The following is a 16,834-nucleotide window of genomic DNA, read 5'->3' as shown; positions in this document are numbered from 1 at the left end:
CATCTCGCTTAGCAGCTTCAAAGAAAGGGTGGCTAACATGGAACGCTACAGCTTTTCCACACGGGTTCTACACTGGCTTATGGCGATTTGTTTCGCCTTCATGTGGGCTTGTGGGTACACGATGACCAAGCTGGTACCGGATGATTCCGCGATACAGGAAACCTTATTCTCAATTCACATCTCCATGGGCGTCATGCTGCTGTTCCTTATCGTGCTGCGCATTGCTCTTCGGTTTGTCACACCGGCCCCCGCTCCGTTGGCGGCTTTGGCGAACTGGGAAAAACTGCTCTCGCACTTGGGCCATCTGGCGCTCTACGTTCTGCCATTGATGGTTATCCTGATCGGATGGGCTGAAACGGATTTTGGTGGACATGGCACAACTTTGTTCGGCCTCAGCATGCCAAAAATATTTCCGACGAAAGAAGCGCTATGGGGCTACAATCTCGAAACGACCACGGCGACCCTTCACAGATGGCTCGCCTACGCGATGCTAGCCGTTGTCGCGGGCCATGTTGCAGCCGTCGTGAAGCATCGCATCGAAGGCCATGACGTGCTGGGAAGGATGACATTCAAATGATCAAGCGACGTGAGTTTTTGCTATCTGCTTCAGCGATGGGCGCTATGACCCTGCCGGGTGTGTCGTTTGCAAACAGTGATCTCTGGTCCATCGGCTCAGCAGAAATCGCCGAGCGTGACAAAGACATGCCTCTGATCGGGCTTGAAGAACATTTCGCCACTCCGGAAATGATGCAACTTAACAACATCAAATTCCCACCGGGTGTTCCGTCCTTTGACATCATGGATGTGGGCGTGGGGCGCGTGGCCCATATGGATGAGGCCGGACTGAATATCATGGTTCTGTCGGCTCTGACACCGGGTGCGCAACTCCTGCCCGGTCAGCAGGGCATCGACTATGCGACAAGGCTGAACGACCAGATCAAGACTGACTACATCGATGCCCATCCGGATCGGTTTCGCGGTTTTGCCGCGCTACCGCTTACCTCGCCTGAGGCAGCCGCACTCGAGCTTGAGCGATGTGTCAACGAATTGGGGTTCGTTGGCACGATGACCTATGGTGCTGTGAATGGTATGTTCCTTGATCATCCGGAATTCGAACCGGTTCTGACCATGGCCGAGACATTAGGCGTACCGATCTACATTCATCCGGGGTGGGCATCAAAAGAGGCGATGGATCTGTATTACGATGATCTGGGTGACCCGATTGTCAGCAGGTTTCTCAGCGGTGCGGGTTATGGGTGGCATCAGGAAGTTGCCCTTCAGTGCCTGCGCATGATCGTCAGCGGCGTGTTTGACCGTCACCCGAACTTGCAGATTATCATCGGCCATATGGGCGAGGCATTACCCTTCTATTACTGGCGCATCGGGGATGATCTGGCAAAGGTAACAACAGGCAAACTGCAAAAGCCTGTTCAAAGCTACGTCACCGACAATTTCCACATCACCACCAGCGCGTTCTTCCGGACCGAACTGCTTGAACTGGCTTTGACTGTGATGGGCGAGGATCGAGTTCTGTTTTCGACCGACTATCCGTTTGTCAGTGGGATTGAAGGGGCCGAATGGTTCCGTGGCGTGGATTTACCCAGACCGGTCAAGGAGAAAATCGGGTACAAGAATGCTGAGAAGCTCTTGAATATCTCCCTCTAGAGTACTTTGGCCTCAGGGCAGGCCAAACGTCGATCCAATAAATTGCAGTGCAATCTGCGCCTCTCGCACGAGAGGCGCCCAGATGGGCTGTACCTGCTAACTCGCGCCTTGATTTGTCGTCAGCACATCGTGCGCAGCAACCCAGTGAAACTCATGCAGAAGTTCGTACCAATCCATCCTGCCGCACCAAACCGAGGTCAAAAACCGTTAGACTATCTGGCGAGATATCAAAGCAATCGAACCCGGATCATGATCTGGTTGTTCTTTCTGGTCGCTGCTTTTCAGGCATTGTTTGCTTCAGCTCCATGGATTGATGTTTGGATTTCATCACTGTTCTGGGAGCCGGTTAAAGGTTTCGCTGCAGCGAGCTCACCTGTTTTGTCAGTGTTTCGCGAGGCAGCGCAGAAAACCTACTTCTATATGGCAGTACTCGCGCTATGCGGCGTTCTCGCAGGTTCTATCTCCAGCACGTACACCGGAGTGCCGAGGCGCGTGTGGGGGTTCATTTTCTGCCTGTACTTGATCGGGCCCGCGCTTCTGGTCAATGGATTGTTAAAGTCGTTCTGGGGTCGTGCCAGACCAGCTGATATTATGGAGTTTGGCGGTAATCTTTCGTTTTCCCCACCCTTTGAGATCGCCGCCCAATGTCAGGCAAATTGCTCTTTTGTCTCAGGTGAGGCCGCCGGAGCAGCAGCCTTTGCGATATCTGCCTATGTCCTGACCCGTTTTCTTCGAAACAAGGCATTGCGCCGAATTGTTTTTGGCTCTGCTCTCACGGTATCAGTTCTTGGTGCGCTGCTTCGCACTGTTTTTGGCCGGCATTTCTTGTCTGATGTAATTTTTGCGATCCTTCTGGTGTCATTGATAGCAGTGCTGCTGTCGTTCATGTTCCTGGAACATCGCGGGCGTGGGCGGACGAGGCTCAAGAGTTTGGGGCAGGGCTAACGGTCTCTGAAGATCGATGTAATCATCTGGCCAAGTTGCGCCGCATCGGGCATTTCGAACAGTCGATTTTTGCTGCAGAGAACGGCGGTTGTCGCTTGAGGTGGTCTGCTTACTTCGCGTAAGAACCCGCGATCAAATCTACTGCCTGTGGGGAGGCCTCTATGCCATCAAAAAAACGCCTGACTTTTTCGTTCTTCGCATCGCTATTTTGCGCCTGCATTATGTTGTTCGAAGACATTGGTGAGGCAATGGGCGTGGCTTGGATTGATGAATGGGATGAAATTCATGTCTGGGAAGTCCTGATCATGTTTTCACTGTTTGGTTCAATCATGGTGCTTGGGTTCGAAGTTCTGAAAATGCGCCGATATCAAGAGTCACTTGAAGATAAGGTGGCCAGGGCCTCCAGTGCCTTCGAGGACCTGTTGAATGCGTATTTCGAGCAATGGTCTTTCTCTGAGGCCGAGCGTGCGGTTACCCGCCTGTTGATCAAAGGGTGCTCGATCGCTGAAATGGCGGAAATTCGCAACGCCAAGGAAGGCACCATCAAGGCACAAACCAATTCAATCTACAAAAAGTCCGGCTATGCAGGCAAAACTCAGCTGCTCAGTGCTTTTTTGGAAGATCTGACAGATGGCGGATCGGTTGCTTGACGCCAACTATTGGTAGGGGCGTCGCACTCAGAGTGACACCCCTGTCCACATCTGCCGAATAAAGTCTCATGTTGGCATAAACCCTTGTGGAAAATGCATAAACTAAAGTTCTAATCTGCCTATTTGGCCATATTTCCGCCTCCAGCGCACATTTAACGCCAGTTTTGAGTGTGCAAACAAATGGCGCATGGAACGGGTGACGCAGGGGAAACAACCCTCCGGACCCAGGGAACGGAAATTTAGCCAGATGGGGCAAAGTTATATGCAGATCCAGCAAAGAGTTCGTGCTTTCGCACGTGGGGGACGGTTGACCAAATGGAAAGGAAGAGTAGCAAGTGTCGCCCCTTCCGTTTTTTTGTGTTCAGCTTCGGTTTTGGCAATTTCAACAGGATCTGTTTTTGGTGAGGTCGTTGATGGGGCGCGGACCGCTTCTCTGATCAGTAGTGTTGACGAAGATCATACCATTACGGCGACCGGGTCGATTAACGTAGACCCGTTGCCGGGACGGGGCCTGGTTCAAGTTAATGTGGCGGACTATTCCAGCACGCTGACAAATGACGGGCGGCTGACAGCGCCCGAAGGCATTCAGAGAACCCGAGCCGCGATCGACATCAACGGCGATTTGTCCGGTGCCGTTGTGAATTCCGGCACAATTTCGATGGGAGCGGCGTTTGGCGACAGTGCAGTGTTGCACGGTATTGATGTGTCGGGGAATGTGACAGGCGCCATTCAGAATACTGGCACCATCGACATCGCAAATTCGGCGCTGACCTTTGGCACCGCTGCCGGTATTAACGTTAACCAAGTTGATGGCACTTTGGCCAACAGCGGAACGATCAGTGTTGGTGCTGATCTCAGCTCCCGCGTGTTTGCTTCTGGGGTAGTTGCGCAGAGCGTGAATGGAACCTTCCGCAACAGTGGCGGCATTGCTGTCGACGCCGTCAGCTCCGGCGGGAATGTGTTTGCGGATGGCATTGAACTGACAACCGTCGCTGGGACAGTTGAGAATTCAGGACCCGTTACGGCTTCTGCAACTGCCAGAACAACTGCCAGCGTCGATGGCATTGGCATCGGCGACTTGTCCGGTGATTTGAACAATACCGGTGTCATTTCTGTCACTGGGAACGGGGGAGCCAATGCAAATGGGGATGCAATTGAGATTTCCACCGTATCCGGCAATTTGCACAACAGCGGTGCCCTGACCGTTTCAATGACCGCCGGCAGCACCGGTGCGGCAAATTTTGATGCTATTGAAGTTTCCAATCTTACCGGCAGCCTGACCAATTCCGGTTCCATCGATGGGCAGGCTATCGGCGGCTCAGCCGGTGCGGACGGCATTGACATTGGCAGTCTCAGCACAGCCGCCCGTTTCGACAATTCGGGTCTCGTGACAATCCGCGCGATTGCGCTGGGTTCGGGTGCTGTTGCGGACGGGCTGGATTTTGCAGATGTAGATGGCAGCGTCACGAACAGTGGGCAACTCATCGTTACCTCAAACGGTGACCGCGCACGGGCCCGCGGGATTCAGGCGGAAGATCTGGCAGGTACGCTCGACAATAGTGGCCAGATATTTGTGGATGCTCGCGCTGGGAACCAACAGGCTTTCGCATATGGAATCGAGGTTGGAGATATTTCCGGTCAACTAACCAATGCCGGGCCTCTGATCGCGGCTGCAACCGGTTCGGGTACCGTAACCGCAACCGGTATACTCGCCGAAACTGTTACAGGCACGTTGGCGAACACTGGGCCTATTTGGGCAACGGGTCGGGGAAGAACCGCCAATGCCATTGGAATTGAAGCCGGGCATATTGTTGGCACCCTAAACAACACAAACTCCATTAGTGCCACAGCGATTGGCACGGGTACCGGTGACGCCTCGGGTATTTCAACAAATACAGTGGATGGCACGCTGTCGAACTCGGGCAATGTGACCGTTCAGATTGATGCCTCCAGCCATGCCTCGGCGTATGGTATAAGCTTGGGCCAGATCAACGGCGCGATGAACAACTCGGGCGCGATTACCGTCGATGTGATCAATGGTTCTAGTGTCGAAGCAATCGGTATCCGATCTTCTACCGTGGCGGGTACATTCTCCAACAGCGGTCAAATCTCGGTCGCAGCGCAGGGTTCTTACGTTTCGGCCGGAGGAATACGGATTGGCGGTGTTGTTGGCGATGCCGACTTCAACAACACAGGTACAATTTCCGTCAAGGCCCAGAGCAATGGCTCAAGCGCATATGCCTATGGCATTTCAGCAGGCACGATTGAGGGTACGCTGAGCAACAGCGGGAACCTGACTGTAGTAGCGGACGGTGCTACCGCCTCAGCCATGGGGATAAGGCTGGGCGGCACTAGTGGACAGGTTGTCAACTCAGGCATCGTCCTGGCGAAAGCAGCCGGCACGCAATCGGTATATGCAAGGGGGTTTGAAACCGACACCATTTCCGACAGCATTTCTAACTCGGGCACTGTTGCTGTAACGGCAGTTGGTCGCGGTGCCAGCGAAGTATTCGCAACGGGTGCTTCTGCATCACTGTTGGAGATGGGAGGATCGATTTCGAATTCAGGGAAAATCGTGGTTGCGGCCCAAGGTGATAACGGAACCTTCGTAAGTGCAAACGGGGTCAGCGCGAACATATTGGCCGATGGTCATATTTCCAACAGCGGCGAACTCACGGTAACAGCGGAAAGCACGCAAGGCGGTTCCGTCGAGGCTGTTGGCGTAGGCCTTGGATTTCTGTTCGATTCTACCGACTTATCGAATTCCGGTTCTATTAACGTTTCGGCCAAAGGGGATGGAGTTATTAATGCTGAAGCTTCTGGTGTCCGTATCATTAGCTTCCTGGGTGAGCTTCATAACTCGGGTCGTATCGGTGTGTCGCTCGACCTGAACGATGGCGTAAGCGGCTCTGCTGTTGGAACGTCGATAAACTCAATCGACACCAGTGGTATACTGAAAAATAGTGGAACCATTGCGGTTGGTGCAAAGGCCAGAAACACAGCTGAACTTATTGCGTCCGGAATTTTGATCGATGGGGGCATCTCCGGGGTTCTTGACAATTCAGGAGCCATAGCTGTGGCTGCGGACGGATCCGATCAGGTGCGTGCATATGGCGTCAAAGCGCGCGCGCTGAACGAGAACGGAGTTCTGTCGCATAGCGGGTCGATTGCGGTGGCGGCCAATGGGGGGGATGTTGAAGCCTACGGATTGTATGTCGGTACCGCAGAGGGAACGATCAATGTCACGGGCGACATCGCAGTGAAGTCCGCCGGCAAGGGTTACGCCATTTACTTGGGTGATGGTGGGGGCACACTAAATCTGGAATCCACGGCAAACATCGATGGGTTGATGCGGGTGAGTGACCACGATGTCAACCTGACCCATGTCGGAGGCAAAGTGATCTACCGCTTCCGGGACGACGATACGTCAAACGGGGTGTTTACAACTTCGGTGTCCGCACCGTCCCAGGGATGGTTTGTTGACGACGAAGGTGGCGCGGCGCCTGTCTATGCTTCCATCGATGCGCGTGAGTTTCAGCCCAATACCAACCAGGCTTTCGAGGTCGCAGGGCTGTCCTACGTCCTTACAGGTCAGTTGGACAAAGCAGACAGCACCGATGTGAGCCGAGACAGAGTTGTGCTCAGCACGAGCGGAAGCGGTGCAATCGAAGGGTTTAGACCGTATTTCCTTGTCAGCGGCAGCAGAAGTGACGGTACCTCGAACGGCAGCTCTTTGGCGCTTTCATCAAATATGTGGAGCGCCAGCGCTGGTTTGACCCGCGATCTTGGAGCCGGGCTGCGATACGGGTTCGGGGCCAGCTATTTCAAGAATGACGGAACCTTTGGCGCGACGTCTTTCGATACGTCCGGCGTGTTTGTCAGCGGGATTGTTGCGCAAAACTTCGGAGTTGCTGATGTAAGTTTCGGGTTGGGTTATGGCGATTTGGATCACAACGAAACCCGCGTCAGTGGAAACACAAGGTCGGCTGCTGACTACTCGAGCGATATGATCACAGCTTTCGTTGCTGCTGAACGTGATTTTGTGTTGGAGCACGGCGCGGTCCTGACACCCAGAGCCAGTTTTCTATATGGCGAGCAGAATTTGGATGCTTACACCGAGATGGGCAGCAGAGCCAATGCGACTGTGGGCGCAAGAGACATCACGTTCAATGAAACCCGCATCGGGGCTGCCTATACAGCGTCATTGGGCGGAGGAAACCTATCTGCATCATTGGCAGCGGTTCACCGTGACGCAGATGCGCCATCGATCATAGATGTGGCAGTCTTCGGCAATACGCTTGCTCTGGCCTCGGGCGGTAGTGGAACCGATACTTTCGGCGAAGTTGGTCTGAGCTATGAGAGAGCCTTTAAGCACGGTGGAAACCTGCGCTTGGAGGCAAGATCAACCCTAGGCGCTGATGTGTCTACGCAAGCTTTGTGGGCATCCTATGAATGGAGCTTCTGAACCGGGAATGCGTCAGCGTTTTGTTAGCCAAAGCAGAAAACTCGTATTGGCCACGCCGACATTCTTTTGCGAGGCCCTGAGATAACAACTCATTAACCTGCTATCTCTGTGGGCCACCTTTAGCCGCTCACGAGGGTGGTCCACAGATTTTTAATGGGGTTTCATCGTTTGGAACGGAAGTGAGACCGGTATCAACACCGTCAGTTTGAGAGGCAGCAGGTCAATACAAAACAACAGCTGACGAAATCCGACCCAGTCTTGATTGTTGGATCAGACGTGTGGCGAGCTAAGCATTGCAATGCAGGGATTTTCACCACACCAGTTATTCAGTGGCGCCGATTATGGTGAATGCCAGCTGCCTCTGTGCCTCGCGGCCCCAGCAATGTCCCCTCGCTCGCAGAGGGTCGGCTGCACGAAAGGTATTGGCGCTTCTTTGTGCGAAGTTTTTTTCATGTTGACCTTCCAGCGCAGGAATCGGGCATATGAGCTACCTGAATCGAGAAACAAGGATAACCGATCAGGATGGCAGGCATGAAACCGAGCGAAGATAGAAAGGGTATATCGCGACGCGAAGTGATAGCCGCGTTCGCTGCAACGACGCTTTTTCCCGCACCGGCCGTTTTGGCCCAACCCGCAGCAATCGAAGGTACGCTCCGAAACGTTTCGTCGTTCCGCGTTGCCAAATGGCAGGACCATTTTGATACACTCAGGAACGGTGTGATCCTCTCTGATACACAGTCAAAAGTGCTGCAATACTGGTCGGAGGACGAAAGCGTCTATCGTATGTTTCCCACCAGCGTTCCGCTCACGGAAGACCTTACAAGGCTGGGCTACACTACAATTACTCGCAAGGTCGAAGGGCCATCTTGGCGACCGACACCGGCAATGAAAAAGCGCAATCCGGCGTGGCCTGACTATGTAGGCCCGGGCCCCGAGAATCCTCTGGGGACACATGCGCTATACTTGAGCTGGCAGTACTATCGTATCCACGGCACCAACGACACCCGCAAGATCGGAAGACGATCCTCCAACGGCTGCATTGGCTTGTACAACGAGCAGATTGCAGAACTGTTCAAATTGGCGGCAGTGGGCACGCAGGTAAAACTGATCTGACCTCGTCCAGGTCGATTTCACCGGGCGTGCAAAACTGACCGATAACTGACAATCAAGTGAAATACAGAGATGAATAAACTTACACTCTTGATCGGCGGCGTAGCGGTCGCAGGTGCCGCCGTACTCGTCTACAATCTCAATCAGCAACCAACTGGCCACTCGATGGCGCCACCTGATACGGTGACGCTGGAGCCGGGAGACCCAATCCAAAACGTCAATCCACCGGGGCAGTTGAGCGAGTTTGCGGCAGTCGGAAAGGTGGCATTCGACGCTAAATGTGCGGCCTGCCATGGTGTGAATGCAACTGGTCTGGAGGGGCTTGCGCCGCCATTGGTGCATAAGATCTATGAACCAAGCCACCATTCGGACGAGTCATTTTATGTCGCAGTCCAGAATGGAGTTCGGGCACACCATTGGAGGTTTGGCAATATGCCGCCGGTCGATGGCTTGACCCGTGCCGATGTGAAAGGCATCGTTGCCTATATCAGAGAGTTGCAGCAGGAAAACGGGATTTTCTGAAAGTGACGAGCCGGATTGGCAGTGCAATTCGTTACATGATCCTGTCAATGGTGCTGACCATTGGCGGATTACTTGTGACTGCCGACTCTGCTCATGCGCATGGTAGCAGCTCGCAACATGTTGTTGACCATACGGACACTGCGGACGTGGAGCATGTCCAACAAGGTCATCCGGGGCATTGTCATGGCGGATCGATTTGCAACGCTGTCGGGCTATTTTCGATAGGTCCGCCGCTGCCTGCCCCCAAAGACACGGAACAAAGATACTCGATACCACGCGCCCAATACCGGGTTCTCGGTATCACAGCATTTGACCCGCCGCCGCCGCGCGTCCTGATCTGATCAGTCGAATTGCGCTCAGTACGAGCGCGTCGAAGCAGACGATAAGGACAAAGCAATGAACATTCTAAAAATGACCACAGGCGTCGCCCTGGTTTCTCTGTTTGCTGCAGCCGCTCTGGCTCATGGTGGTGCAACAGGCATCGTCAAAGAGCGCATGGACGGTATGTCCGCGATGAAGGACAGTATGAAAGTCCTCACGCCGATGATGCAGGGGAAAACGCCGTACAACGCGCAAACGGTGCGGAGCGAAGCGAAGAAAATAGGGCTCCATGCCGGTCAGAGCATGACAAAGCTGTTTCCAGAGGGAACTGATGGCAAACCCTCGGAGGCAAAACCGGAAATCTGGCAGGACTGGGGTTCCTTTGCAGAATTGGCCAGACAGTTGGAAACTTACTCTGAAGGTCTCGTGCTTGCGGCGGACAACGGGTTGATGGCGTCCGGATCGGGCAAGGATTCCGGTATGATGGGCAATGCAACCATGATGGGTGCTGGTTCTATGACGGGTGCCGACATGATGGGCGGGGGCCCGGATCAGGCACAACTTTCTGAAATGCCAGCAGATGGCGTGTTCATGATGCTGAGCCAGACCTGCTCGGCATGCCACACGCGATTTCGGTCGGAATAGGAATGCGTCATGAGTCCGCTAGTCCGATTGGGCCTTGCTGCTGCCGTCATGGCGTCAGCGGGACTTGTTGCAATAATGGCTTGGCCGATTGGCCGGCCACTACAATCTATTCACATCGAGGGTGACGTTAACCGTGGGGCATATCTGGCTAGGGCAAGTGGCTGTATCGCCTGCCACACAGATTTTGCCAAAGGGGGTGCGCCGCTGGCCGGCGGGGTAGAGTTAGATACACCGTTCGGTACGCTTTATTCTCCGAATCTGACTACCGATCCTGATCACGGGATCGGTGGTTGGACTGTCGAGGAGTTTGCCCGTGCCGTACGACAGGGTGTGTCGCCCGACGGACAACCCTACTACCCGGCATTTCCTTATCCGTTCTATGCCAACTTCACGGATCAGGACATCGCCGATCTATGGGCTGCCTGGCAAACGGTTCCACCGGTCGCGGAACCGTCAAAAGAGCAGGATATGGCGTTCCCCTTCGATCAGCGTTGGGGCCTGAAACTGTGGCGCGCAGCTTTTCTGGAACCGCCCCGCACCGATCCTGTGCCGAGTAAGGATGATGTTTGGAACCGGGGCCGGTTACTGGTCGAAGGCGCCACGCATTGTGCGGCCTGCCACACCGGGAGGAACTTGGTTGGCGCGAGAAAATCAGACACCGAACACTTCAAGGGAAGTGACTCTCTGCCGGGCGGTGACAAGGCGCCAGCCATCGACTTTGAGACGCTGCAACAGCGTGGCTGGATGGTTGATGATTTGGTCTATGCCTTGCGCACAGGTGTCATGCCTGATGGCGATGTATTCGGGGGCGCAATGGGAGAGGTCGTGAACTATGGCACCAGCTTTCTGACAGAGGATGACCGCAAGGCGATGGCGATCTATCTGCTGGATGTGCACGACGGCGGATAATCCAATGAGAGATCAAGTATTCTTGGGAAGGAAGTCATCATGACGCTCAATCGCAGGCAATTCGTTGCAGGTACATCGGCACTGCTCGCGGTGCCTGCTATCGGGAGGGCGGCTACGCCTCCTAAAACAATTGAGGCGCGTTCAGGGTTGGCGCGTATAGCGCCCGACAGCTATCCGGAAACCGAGATTTGGGGATATGACGGCGGTGTTCCGGGCCCCGAAATTCGTGCCTGTCAGGGCGAAACGGTTCGCCGGACGCTCCTGAACTCGCTCCCCCAACCAACGGCTATTCACTGGCATGGATTGCGGGTTCCAAACAACATGGACGGGGTGCCGGGTCTCACACAGGAGGTGGTGCAAATGGGCAATAAATTTCAGTATGAATTACCGCTCAAGGACGCGGGAACCTTTTGGTATCACTCACATAACCAGTCGACGGAACAAGTCGCCCGGGGCCTTTACGGCGTGTTCATCGTCGATGAAACGAACCCGCCGGACACGGATCATGACATTACGGTTCTGCTGGATGACTGGCGGTTGGGGCAGGATGCCCAAATTGTCGATGATTTTGGCTCAATGCATGACTGGACGCATGCAGGTCGAATTGGGAATTACGTTCACGCGCATGTATCGCCCATGACCGAAATTTTAAAGAACCAGCGATTGCGGCTTCGCTTGGTCAATGTCGCGACTGATCGGATCATGTATGTCTCAGTCAGTGGAGCAATCGGGAAACTGATCGCTTATGACGGCATGCCAGTAACGCAGCCAGAGGATTTTGAAACCCTTGTTTTCGGGCCTGCGCAACGAGTGGATCTAGTTGTAGATGTCACATCTGACGTGGGTGAAGCCGTTCAAATCATTCTTCACGAACGTGATGAAGCATTTGTCATTGCTGAGCTTCCGGTTTCGAGGCGCGGTACAACTGTCGCCCGGGGCGCGATAGAGGCTCTGCCACCCAATCCCGTTTCTGTGCTCAAGGATGTTTCGGACGCTCTGACCGTTCCTTTGGTAATGGAAGGAGGAGCAATGGGTGGGCTGCGCCAAGGCTCGTACAAAGGCCAGATCATGAGTAGCGATGAATTGGTTCGGCAGGGTCAGATCTGGACTTTCAATGGTATTGCTGGTTTGCCAGAGAACCCGTTGGCCTCTGTCTCTCGTGGTGACGTCGTTCGTATACAGATCAAAAACGACACCGTCTTTCCCCACGCCATGCACCTGCATGGGACGCACTTTCAGGAAGTTCTGGCGGACGGGGGTCTTGGGCCGCTGAGGGACACAATCCTGGTCGACCGGATCGAAACACGAGAAATCGCGTTCGTTGCGGATAACCCGGGGGATTGGCTGTTTCATTGCCACATGCTGTCGCATCAGGCCGCTGGTATGAAGACTTGGTTGAGCGTGGTGTGATGAATAAAAGCGTTGCGAAATGGATGTCACTGGCTGCGGTAGTGATCATTGTCACTGTCACAGGCTGGGGTCTTAGCGGGCGTGCACAGAACAGCTCGCCCTCGGATACGGCACGCGGTGCAGATTTGTACGCCGAAAACTGCGCGTCATGCCATGGGGCGAATCTGGAGGGTCAGCAGGATTGGCAGACACCTGATCCAGATGGCGTTATGCGGGCGCCCCCACATGACCGAACAGGCCACACATGGCACCACGGCGACAAGCTGTTGTTCGACTATACAAAGCTTGGTGGGGAACAGACTTTGAAACAGATGGGTGTCACCGACGTCAAAAGTGGCATGCCAGGTTTCGGGGACACCCTGTCGGATCAGGACATCTGGGACATCCTTGCATTTATCAAGGACAGTTGGCCGGATCGGGAGCGCAAACTGCAAGAGCAGCGCACTGAGGCAGAACAAGTGGACGGAAACTGATGTGATGAGATTACGCACAGGTCAAATCGCGGCAGCCATGTTGATCGGTGTTCGTGTGGCGAGCGCCGAAGGTGAAATGACCCGTCTCATCGAGTTTGTTAGAGACGTAAGATAGAGCTAATGGGGCAGGATTATGCGCGCCTCAACTTATCATGCGACCATAGCTTCGCCTCCTCAGGATACTCAGGGTCGTCATGGAGGGTCGCTCCTGTATTCTGTTGTTGTGGCTAAGTATTCCAGCACAGGAAGGTCAGCTTATGACGAATGGATCACCAAAATTAGTTGGAAAGAAAGTCACCCACGTCCCTTGACCTTCCACTTGCTGGAACCCTTATGTTGCACGTCAGCAGACTACTTGTGGTGACAATATGACTGAAAATTCACATGCGCGGTTTCAGGTTCAGGGGATGAGCTGTGCGTCCTGTGTTGGGCGGGTCGAGCGTGCGCTGAAAGCTGTTCCTGGGGTTGATGCCGCTTCGGTTAATCTTGCCAGCGAAAGTGTTCAGGTCGATTTTCGCGATCCAGCTGATAAAGCGGCTATTGCAGATGCGCTAAGCAGCGCCGGATACCCGGCCCTGACCAATGAGGTCACGCTTGATATTCAAAACATGTCCTGCGCATCGTGCGTAGGGCGCGTTGAGCGAGCCTTGGAAGCTGATGATGGCGTGTTGTCTGCGTCAGTCAATCTGGCTACCGAAAGTGCCACGGTGCGCTATGCTGAGGGTGTCACCACGCCCGAAGCCATCGCGGCGCTTGCCGCAACTGCAGGCTATCCGGCAACCGTGCGATCGGCTTCGCAAACCGAACCACAAGACCGCAAAGCAGAAGAGATCCTCCAGTTGGCCCGGCGAACGGGCTTTGCTGCCTTGCTCGCTTTGCCGGTGTTCATCCTTGAAATGGGTTCGCATGTTATTCCGGGCATGCACCATCTGATAGCGAGTACGATAGGCATCCAAAACAGCTATTATATGCAGTTCCTTTTGACCACGATCGTTCTTTTTGGGCCAGGTTTGCAGTTCTATACCAAGGGCTTCCCGTCCTTGTTCAAAGGCGCGCCAGACATGAACTCTCTGGTGGCGCTGGGCACCTCAGCGGCTTATGGCTTCTCGCTTATCTCGACCTTTGCGCCCGGTATCCTGCCTGCGGGAACTGCAAACGTCTACTACGAGGCTGCCGCGGTGATCGTGGTTCTGATTTTGCTGGGGCGTTTCCTTGAGGCTCGCGCTAAGGGCAGAACTGGTGAAGCAATTCGCAAACTGGTTGGTTTACAGGCAAAAACAGCGCGCGTTGAACGCGACGGATCGGTTGTTGAGCTTCCGATTGAGCAGATCGCTGTAGGGGATCTTGTTCATGTTCGACCGGGCGAAAAGATCGCGGTGGATGGTGCCGTAGTGACTGGTGTGTCATATGTCGATGAAAGCATGATTACTGGTGAGCCGGTTCCAGTCGAAAAGACCGAAGGCGCTACTGTGGTTGGAGGGACCGTAAATGGCACTGGTGCGTTGACCTACCAGGCCGAAAAGATCGGTGCCGATACTATGTTGGCCCAGATAATCCAGATGGTCGAACAAGCCCAGGGGGCCAAACTGCCGATTCAAGGCCTGGTCGACCGCATCACGCTATGGTTTGTGCCGGTAGTTATCACTGTTGCCGTGATGACGGTTCTGGTTTGGCTGTTGTTCGGACCCGATCCTGCGCTCAGCCTGGCGTTGGTAGCCGGGGTTGCGGTGCTGATCATAGCATGCCCCTGCGCCATGGGGTTGGCTACTCCAACCTCAATCATGGTTGGCACCGGACGCGCGGCCGAGATGGGTGTCCTGTTCCGTAAGGGCGACGCCTTGCAAATGCTACAGGAAACAACCGTTGTGGCGGTGGACAAGACCGGCACCCTGACCAAAGGGCGTCCGGAACTGACCGACCTGATAGTGGCTGAAGAAATGACCGAAGATGAGGTTCTGCGCCTTGTTGCTGCAGTTGAGGTCACATCCGAACATCCTATCGCCACGGCTATCGTGCGCGCGGCTGAAACCCGAGGGCTGGAACTTCCGCAGCCTGAAGACTTCACTTCGATCACTGGCTACGGCGTGCGTGCTGAAGTTGAAGGCCATACAATCCTGATCGGGGCTGACCGACTGATGGTCCGCGAAGGCGTTGAAATAGGCGCGTTGTCAGATCGGGGCGCTGAACTGGCAGTCAACGGAAAGACTCCACTTTATGCCGCCATAGATGGGGTTATCGCGGCCATTATTGCTGTGGCTGACCCGATCAAAACCACCACGCCTGCCGCAATTGAAGCTTTGCACGAACTGGGGCTGAAAGTTGCGATGATCACCGGTGACAATACCGCTACTGCTAAATCTATCGCGGCGCAGCTGGGTATTGATCATGTTGTGGCCGAGGTTTTGCCCGAGGGTAAAGTGTCCGCGTTGGAAGATTTGCGTTTGAATGGTGGAAAACTGGCCTTTGTAGGTGACGGCATTAATGATGCGCCTGCTTTGGCGGCGGCTGATGTGGGAATTGCGATCGGCACAGGCACGGACATCGCAATCGAAGCAGCCGATGTCGTTTTGATGTCAGGCGACCTGACCGGCGTGGTCAACGCTTTCAATATCAGCCAGCGAACTATGCGCAACATCCGCCAAAACTTGTTCTGGGCGTTCAGTTACAACACACTACTCATACCGGTTGCGGCGGGGGTACTTTACCCGTTTGGCGGCCCGTTGCTCTCGCCGGTATTGGCCGCAGGTGCCATGGCATTGTCCAGCGTATTCGTTCTGACCAACGCGCTACGGTTGCGTTGGGTTAAATCAAACAAGGTTGTGCAGGATCAGACAGCGGAAAATGCCAAACAGACGCTGCATTCAGTGCCTGCTGAATAGTATAGGAGAACTGCTATGAATATTGGAGATGTAGCAGAACGTTCGGGTCTGCCAGCTAAAACGATCCGCTATTACGAAGATATCGGATTCATCAAGCCAAAGCGCAGTTTGAATGGGTATCGCCATTTCGATGAAAAGGAACTGCACAAACTGGCCTTCATCGGAAGAGCCCGTTCTTTGGGCTTCACCATTGAGGATTGTCGCTCGTTATTGGCGCTATACGAGGACAAAGAACGCGCCAGCGCTGACGTGAAAGAAATCGCCAAACAGAATCTCAAAGAGATAGACGATAAGATTGCCGATCTGAAAGCGATGCATGACACGCTGTCTCATCTGATCGACGAATGTGCTGGCGACCACCGCCCCGACTGTCCAATCCTCAAAAATCTTGGTCAGATATAGATCGCGGAGATCGATTGTGACGGGGCGCAAGCACCCAAAGAAATCTATGACTAAGTTTATCGGCTTAAGGCAGTGACTGGCTTCGGCGACGACGCCAATAGTATTGGCGAAGCTCGCTGTGCCTGAATGCCTAGAAAGGGCTACACGCCGACCCTCAAAAAGGTGGCGCATTGAAAAGTGACCAATCCAGCGTATCCCGCGCGGTTGTTACCCCCCAGATCGGCTACGTCTGCCCGTTGCACCCGACACTTGAAACCGAAGCTGAAGGACGCGCGCACCAGTTTCACCATGCGCATCATGGTAATACGACCGAGGCCGGAGAGGTTCGCTCGGACTTTATGCTCTGTTTCTGAACCTGTGCCACCATCTAAGAACGCAGTTTAAATTGATAATTAAAATGCCGATTGCGGTTCCGTAACGCCTGAGGTGCGAGGCGCT

Annotated in this window: 15 protein-coding genes; all 15 read left to right on the top strand. The window is 54.3% G+C overall.

The window, feature by feature from the left end; translation table 11 throughout:
- Window positions 1–37 precede the first annotated feature (37 nt).
- The 15 genes from ACR0CW_RS21050 to ACR0CW_RS20980 all read left to right on the top strand — a co-directional run bounded on the left by ACR0CW_RS21050 (window position 38) and on the right by ACR0CW_RS20980 (window position 16,749).
- The gene (locus ACR0CW_RS21050) at window positions 38–577 is read left to right on the top strand and encodes a cytochrome b (RefSeq protein ID WP_480789280.1); all 540 of its coding nucleotides are present in this window, start codon (window positions 38–40) and stop codon (window positions 575–577) included.
- A complete protein-coding gene (locus tag ACR0CW_RS21045) occupies window positions 574–1,665 on the top strand; it encodes an amidohydrolase family protein (protein ID WP_480789279.1) in 1,092 nt (363 codons plus the stop codon). Before ACR0CW_RS21050 ends, ACR0CW_RS21045 begins: the two co-directional genes overlap by 4 nt.
- Window positions 1,666–1,818: 153 nt before the next feature.
- Window positions 1,819–2,610, top strand: a complete 792-nt coding sequence (locus ACR0CW_RS21040) for a phosphatase PAP2 family protein (protein WP_480789278.1) — start codon at window positions 1,819–1,821, stop codon at window positions 2,608–2,610.
- Window positions 2,611–2,771: 161 nt separating this feature from the next.
- A complete protein-coding gene (locus ACR0CW_RS21035) occupies window positions 2,772–3,260 on the top strand; it encodes a helix-turn-helix transcriptional regulator (RefSeq protein WP_155150431.1) in 489 nt (162 codons plus the stop codon).
- Between the two features lie 373 nt (window positions 3,261–3,633).
- Window positions 3,634–7,725 (top strand): beta strand repeat-containing protein, encoded by a 4,092-nt coding sequence (locus ACR0CW_RS21030; protein WP_480789277.1) that lies wholly within the window; start codon window positions 3,634–3,636, stop codon window positions 7,723–7,725.
- A gap of 522 nt (window positions 7,726–8,247) precedes the next feature.
- Window positions 8,248–8,838 (top strand): L,D-transpeptidase, encoded by a 591-nt coding sequence (locus ACR0CW_RS21025; RefSeq protein ID WP_480789276.1) that lies wholly within the window; start codon window positions 8,248–8,250, stop codon window positions 8,836–8,838.
- Window positions 8,839–8,907: 69 nt separating this feature from the next.
- Complete coding sequence (locus tag ACR0CW_RS21020; protein WP_480789275.1) at window positions 8,908–9,357, top strand: c-type cytochrome; 450 nt, start codon at window positions 8,908–8,910, stop codon at window positions 9,355–9,357.
- Between the two features lie 35 nt (window positions 9,358–9,392).
- The gene (locus ACR0CW_RS21015; protein WP_480789274.1) at window positions 9,393–9,698 is read left to right on the top strand and encodes a hypothetical protein; all 306 of its coding nucleotides are present in this window, start codon (window positions 9,393–9,395) and stop codon (window positions 9,696–9,698) included.
- 55 nt (window positions 9,699–9,753) lie between these two features.
- Window positions 9,754–10,323: a c-type cytochrome gene (locus ACR0CW_RS21010; RefSeq protein ID WP_480789273.1), complete on the top strand. Its 570-nt coding sequence runs from the start codon at window positions 9,754–9,756 to the stop codon at window positions 10,321–10,323.
- Between the two features lie 9 nt (window positions 10,324–10,332).
- A complete protein-coding gene (locus tag ACR0CW_RS21005) occupies window positions 10,333–11,232 on the top strand; it encodes a c-type cytochrome (RefSeq protein ID WP_480789272.1) in 900 nt (299 codons plus the stop codon).
- A 39-nt stretch (window positions 11,233–11,271) separates the two neighbouring features.
- Window positions 11,272–12,642 (top strand): multicopper oxidase family protein, encoded by a 1,371-nt coding sequence (locus tag ACR0CW_RS21000; RefSeq protein ID WP_480789271.1) that lies wholly within the window; start codon window positions 11,272–11,274, stop codon window positions 12,640–12,642.
- Entirely contained in the window at window positions 12,642–13,115 is a 474-nt protein-coding gene (locus tag ACR0CW_RS20995) for a c-type cytochrome (protein ID WP_480789270.1), read from the top strand. Before ACR0CW_RS21000 ends, ACR0CW_RS20995 begins: the two co-directional genes overlap by 1 nt.
- Before the next feature lie 368 nt (window positions 13,116–13,483).
- Window positions 13,484–15,994: a heavy metal translocating P-type ATPase gene (locus ACR0CW_RS20990; RefSeq protein WP_480789269.1), complete on the top strand. Its 2,511-nt coding sequence runs from the start codon at window positions 13,484–13,486 to the stop codon at window positions 15,992–15,994.
- A 15-nt stretch (window positions 15,995–16,009) separates the two neighbouring features.
- Window positions 16,010–16,396, top strand: a complete 387-nt coding sequence (gene cueR, locus ACR0CW_RS20985) for a Cu(I)-responsive transcriptional regulator (RefSeq protein WP_480789268.1) — start codon at window positions 16,010–16,012, stop codon at window positions 16,394–16,396.
- Between the two features lie 170 nt (window positions 16,397–16,566).
- Complete coding sequence (locus ACR0CW_RS20980; protein ID WP_170331873.1) at window positions 16,567–16,749, top strand: hypothetical protein; 183 nt, start codon at window positions 16,567–16,569, stop codon at window positions 16,747–16,749.
- Window positions 16,750–16,834: the final 85 nt, after the last annotated feature.

The organism is Ruegeria sp. CH6 (genome assembly GCF_056537005.1).
Note: the sequence above shows the minus strand (reverse complement) of the source record. Positions and strands in the feature narration are given on the sequence as shown.

What these genes read in the sequence shown, in the direction of transcription:
- ACR0CW_RS21050 (WP_480789280.1), top strand. Translation starts at nt 38, where the DNA reads ATGGAACGCTACAGCTTTTCCACACGGGTTCTACACTGGCTTATGGCG.
- ACR0CW_RS21045 (WP_480789279.1), top strand. Translation starts at nt 574, where the DNA reads ATGATCAAGCGACGTGAGTTTTTGCTATCTGCTTCAGCGATGGGCGCT.
- ACR0CW_RS21040 (WP_480789278.1), top strand. Translation starts at nt 1,819, where the DNA reads ATGCAGAAGTTCGTACCAATCCATCCTGCCGCACCAAACCGAGGTCAA.
- ACR0CW_RS21035 (WP_155150431.1), top strand. Translation starts at nt 2,772, where the DNA reads ATGCCATCAAAAAAACGCCTGACTTTTTCGTTCTTCGCATCGCTATTT.
- ACR0CW_RS21025 (WP_480789276.1), top strand. Translation starts at nt 8,248, where the DNA reads ATGGCAGGCATGAAACCGAGCGAAGATAGAAAGGGTATATCGCGACGC.
- ACR0CW_RS21020 (WP_480789275.1), top strand. Translation starts at nt 8,908, where the DNA reads ATGAATAAACTTACACTCTTGATCGGCGGCGTAGCGGTCGCAGGTGCC.
- ACR0CW_RS21015 (WP_480789274.1), top strand. Translation starts at nt 9,393, where the DNA reads ATGATCCTGTCAATGGTGCTGACCATTGGCGGATTACTTGTGACTGCC.
- ACR0CW_RS21010 (WP_480789273.1), top strand. Translation starts at nt 9,754, where the DNA reads ATGAACATTCTAAAAATGACCACAGGCGTCGCCCTGGTTTCTCTGTTT.
- ACR0CW_RS21005 (WP_480789272.1), top strand. Translation starts at nt 10,333, where the DNA reads ATGAGTCCGCTAGTCCGATTGGGCCTTGCTGCTGCCGTCATGGCGTCA.
- ACR0CW_RS21000 (WP_480789271.1), top strand. Translation starts at nt 11,272, where the DNA reads ATGACGCTCAATCGCAGGCAATTCGTTGCAGGTACATCGGCACTGCTC.
- ACR0CW_RS20995 (WP_480789270.1), top strand. Translation starts at nt 12,642, where the DNA reads ATGAATAAAAGCGTTGCGAAATGGATGTCACTGGCTGCGGTAGTGATC.
- ACR0CW_RS20990 (WP_480789269.1), top strand. Translation starts at nt 13,484, where the DNA reads ATGACTGAAAATTCACATGCGCGGTTTCAGGTTCAGGGGATGAGCTGT.
- cueR (WP_480789268.1), top strand. Translation starts at nt 16,010, where the DNA reads ATGAATATTGGAGATGTAGCAGAACGTTCGGGTCTGCCAGCTAAAACG.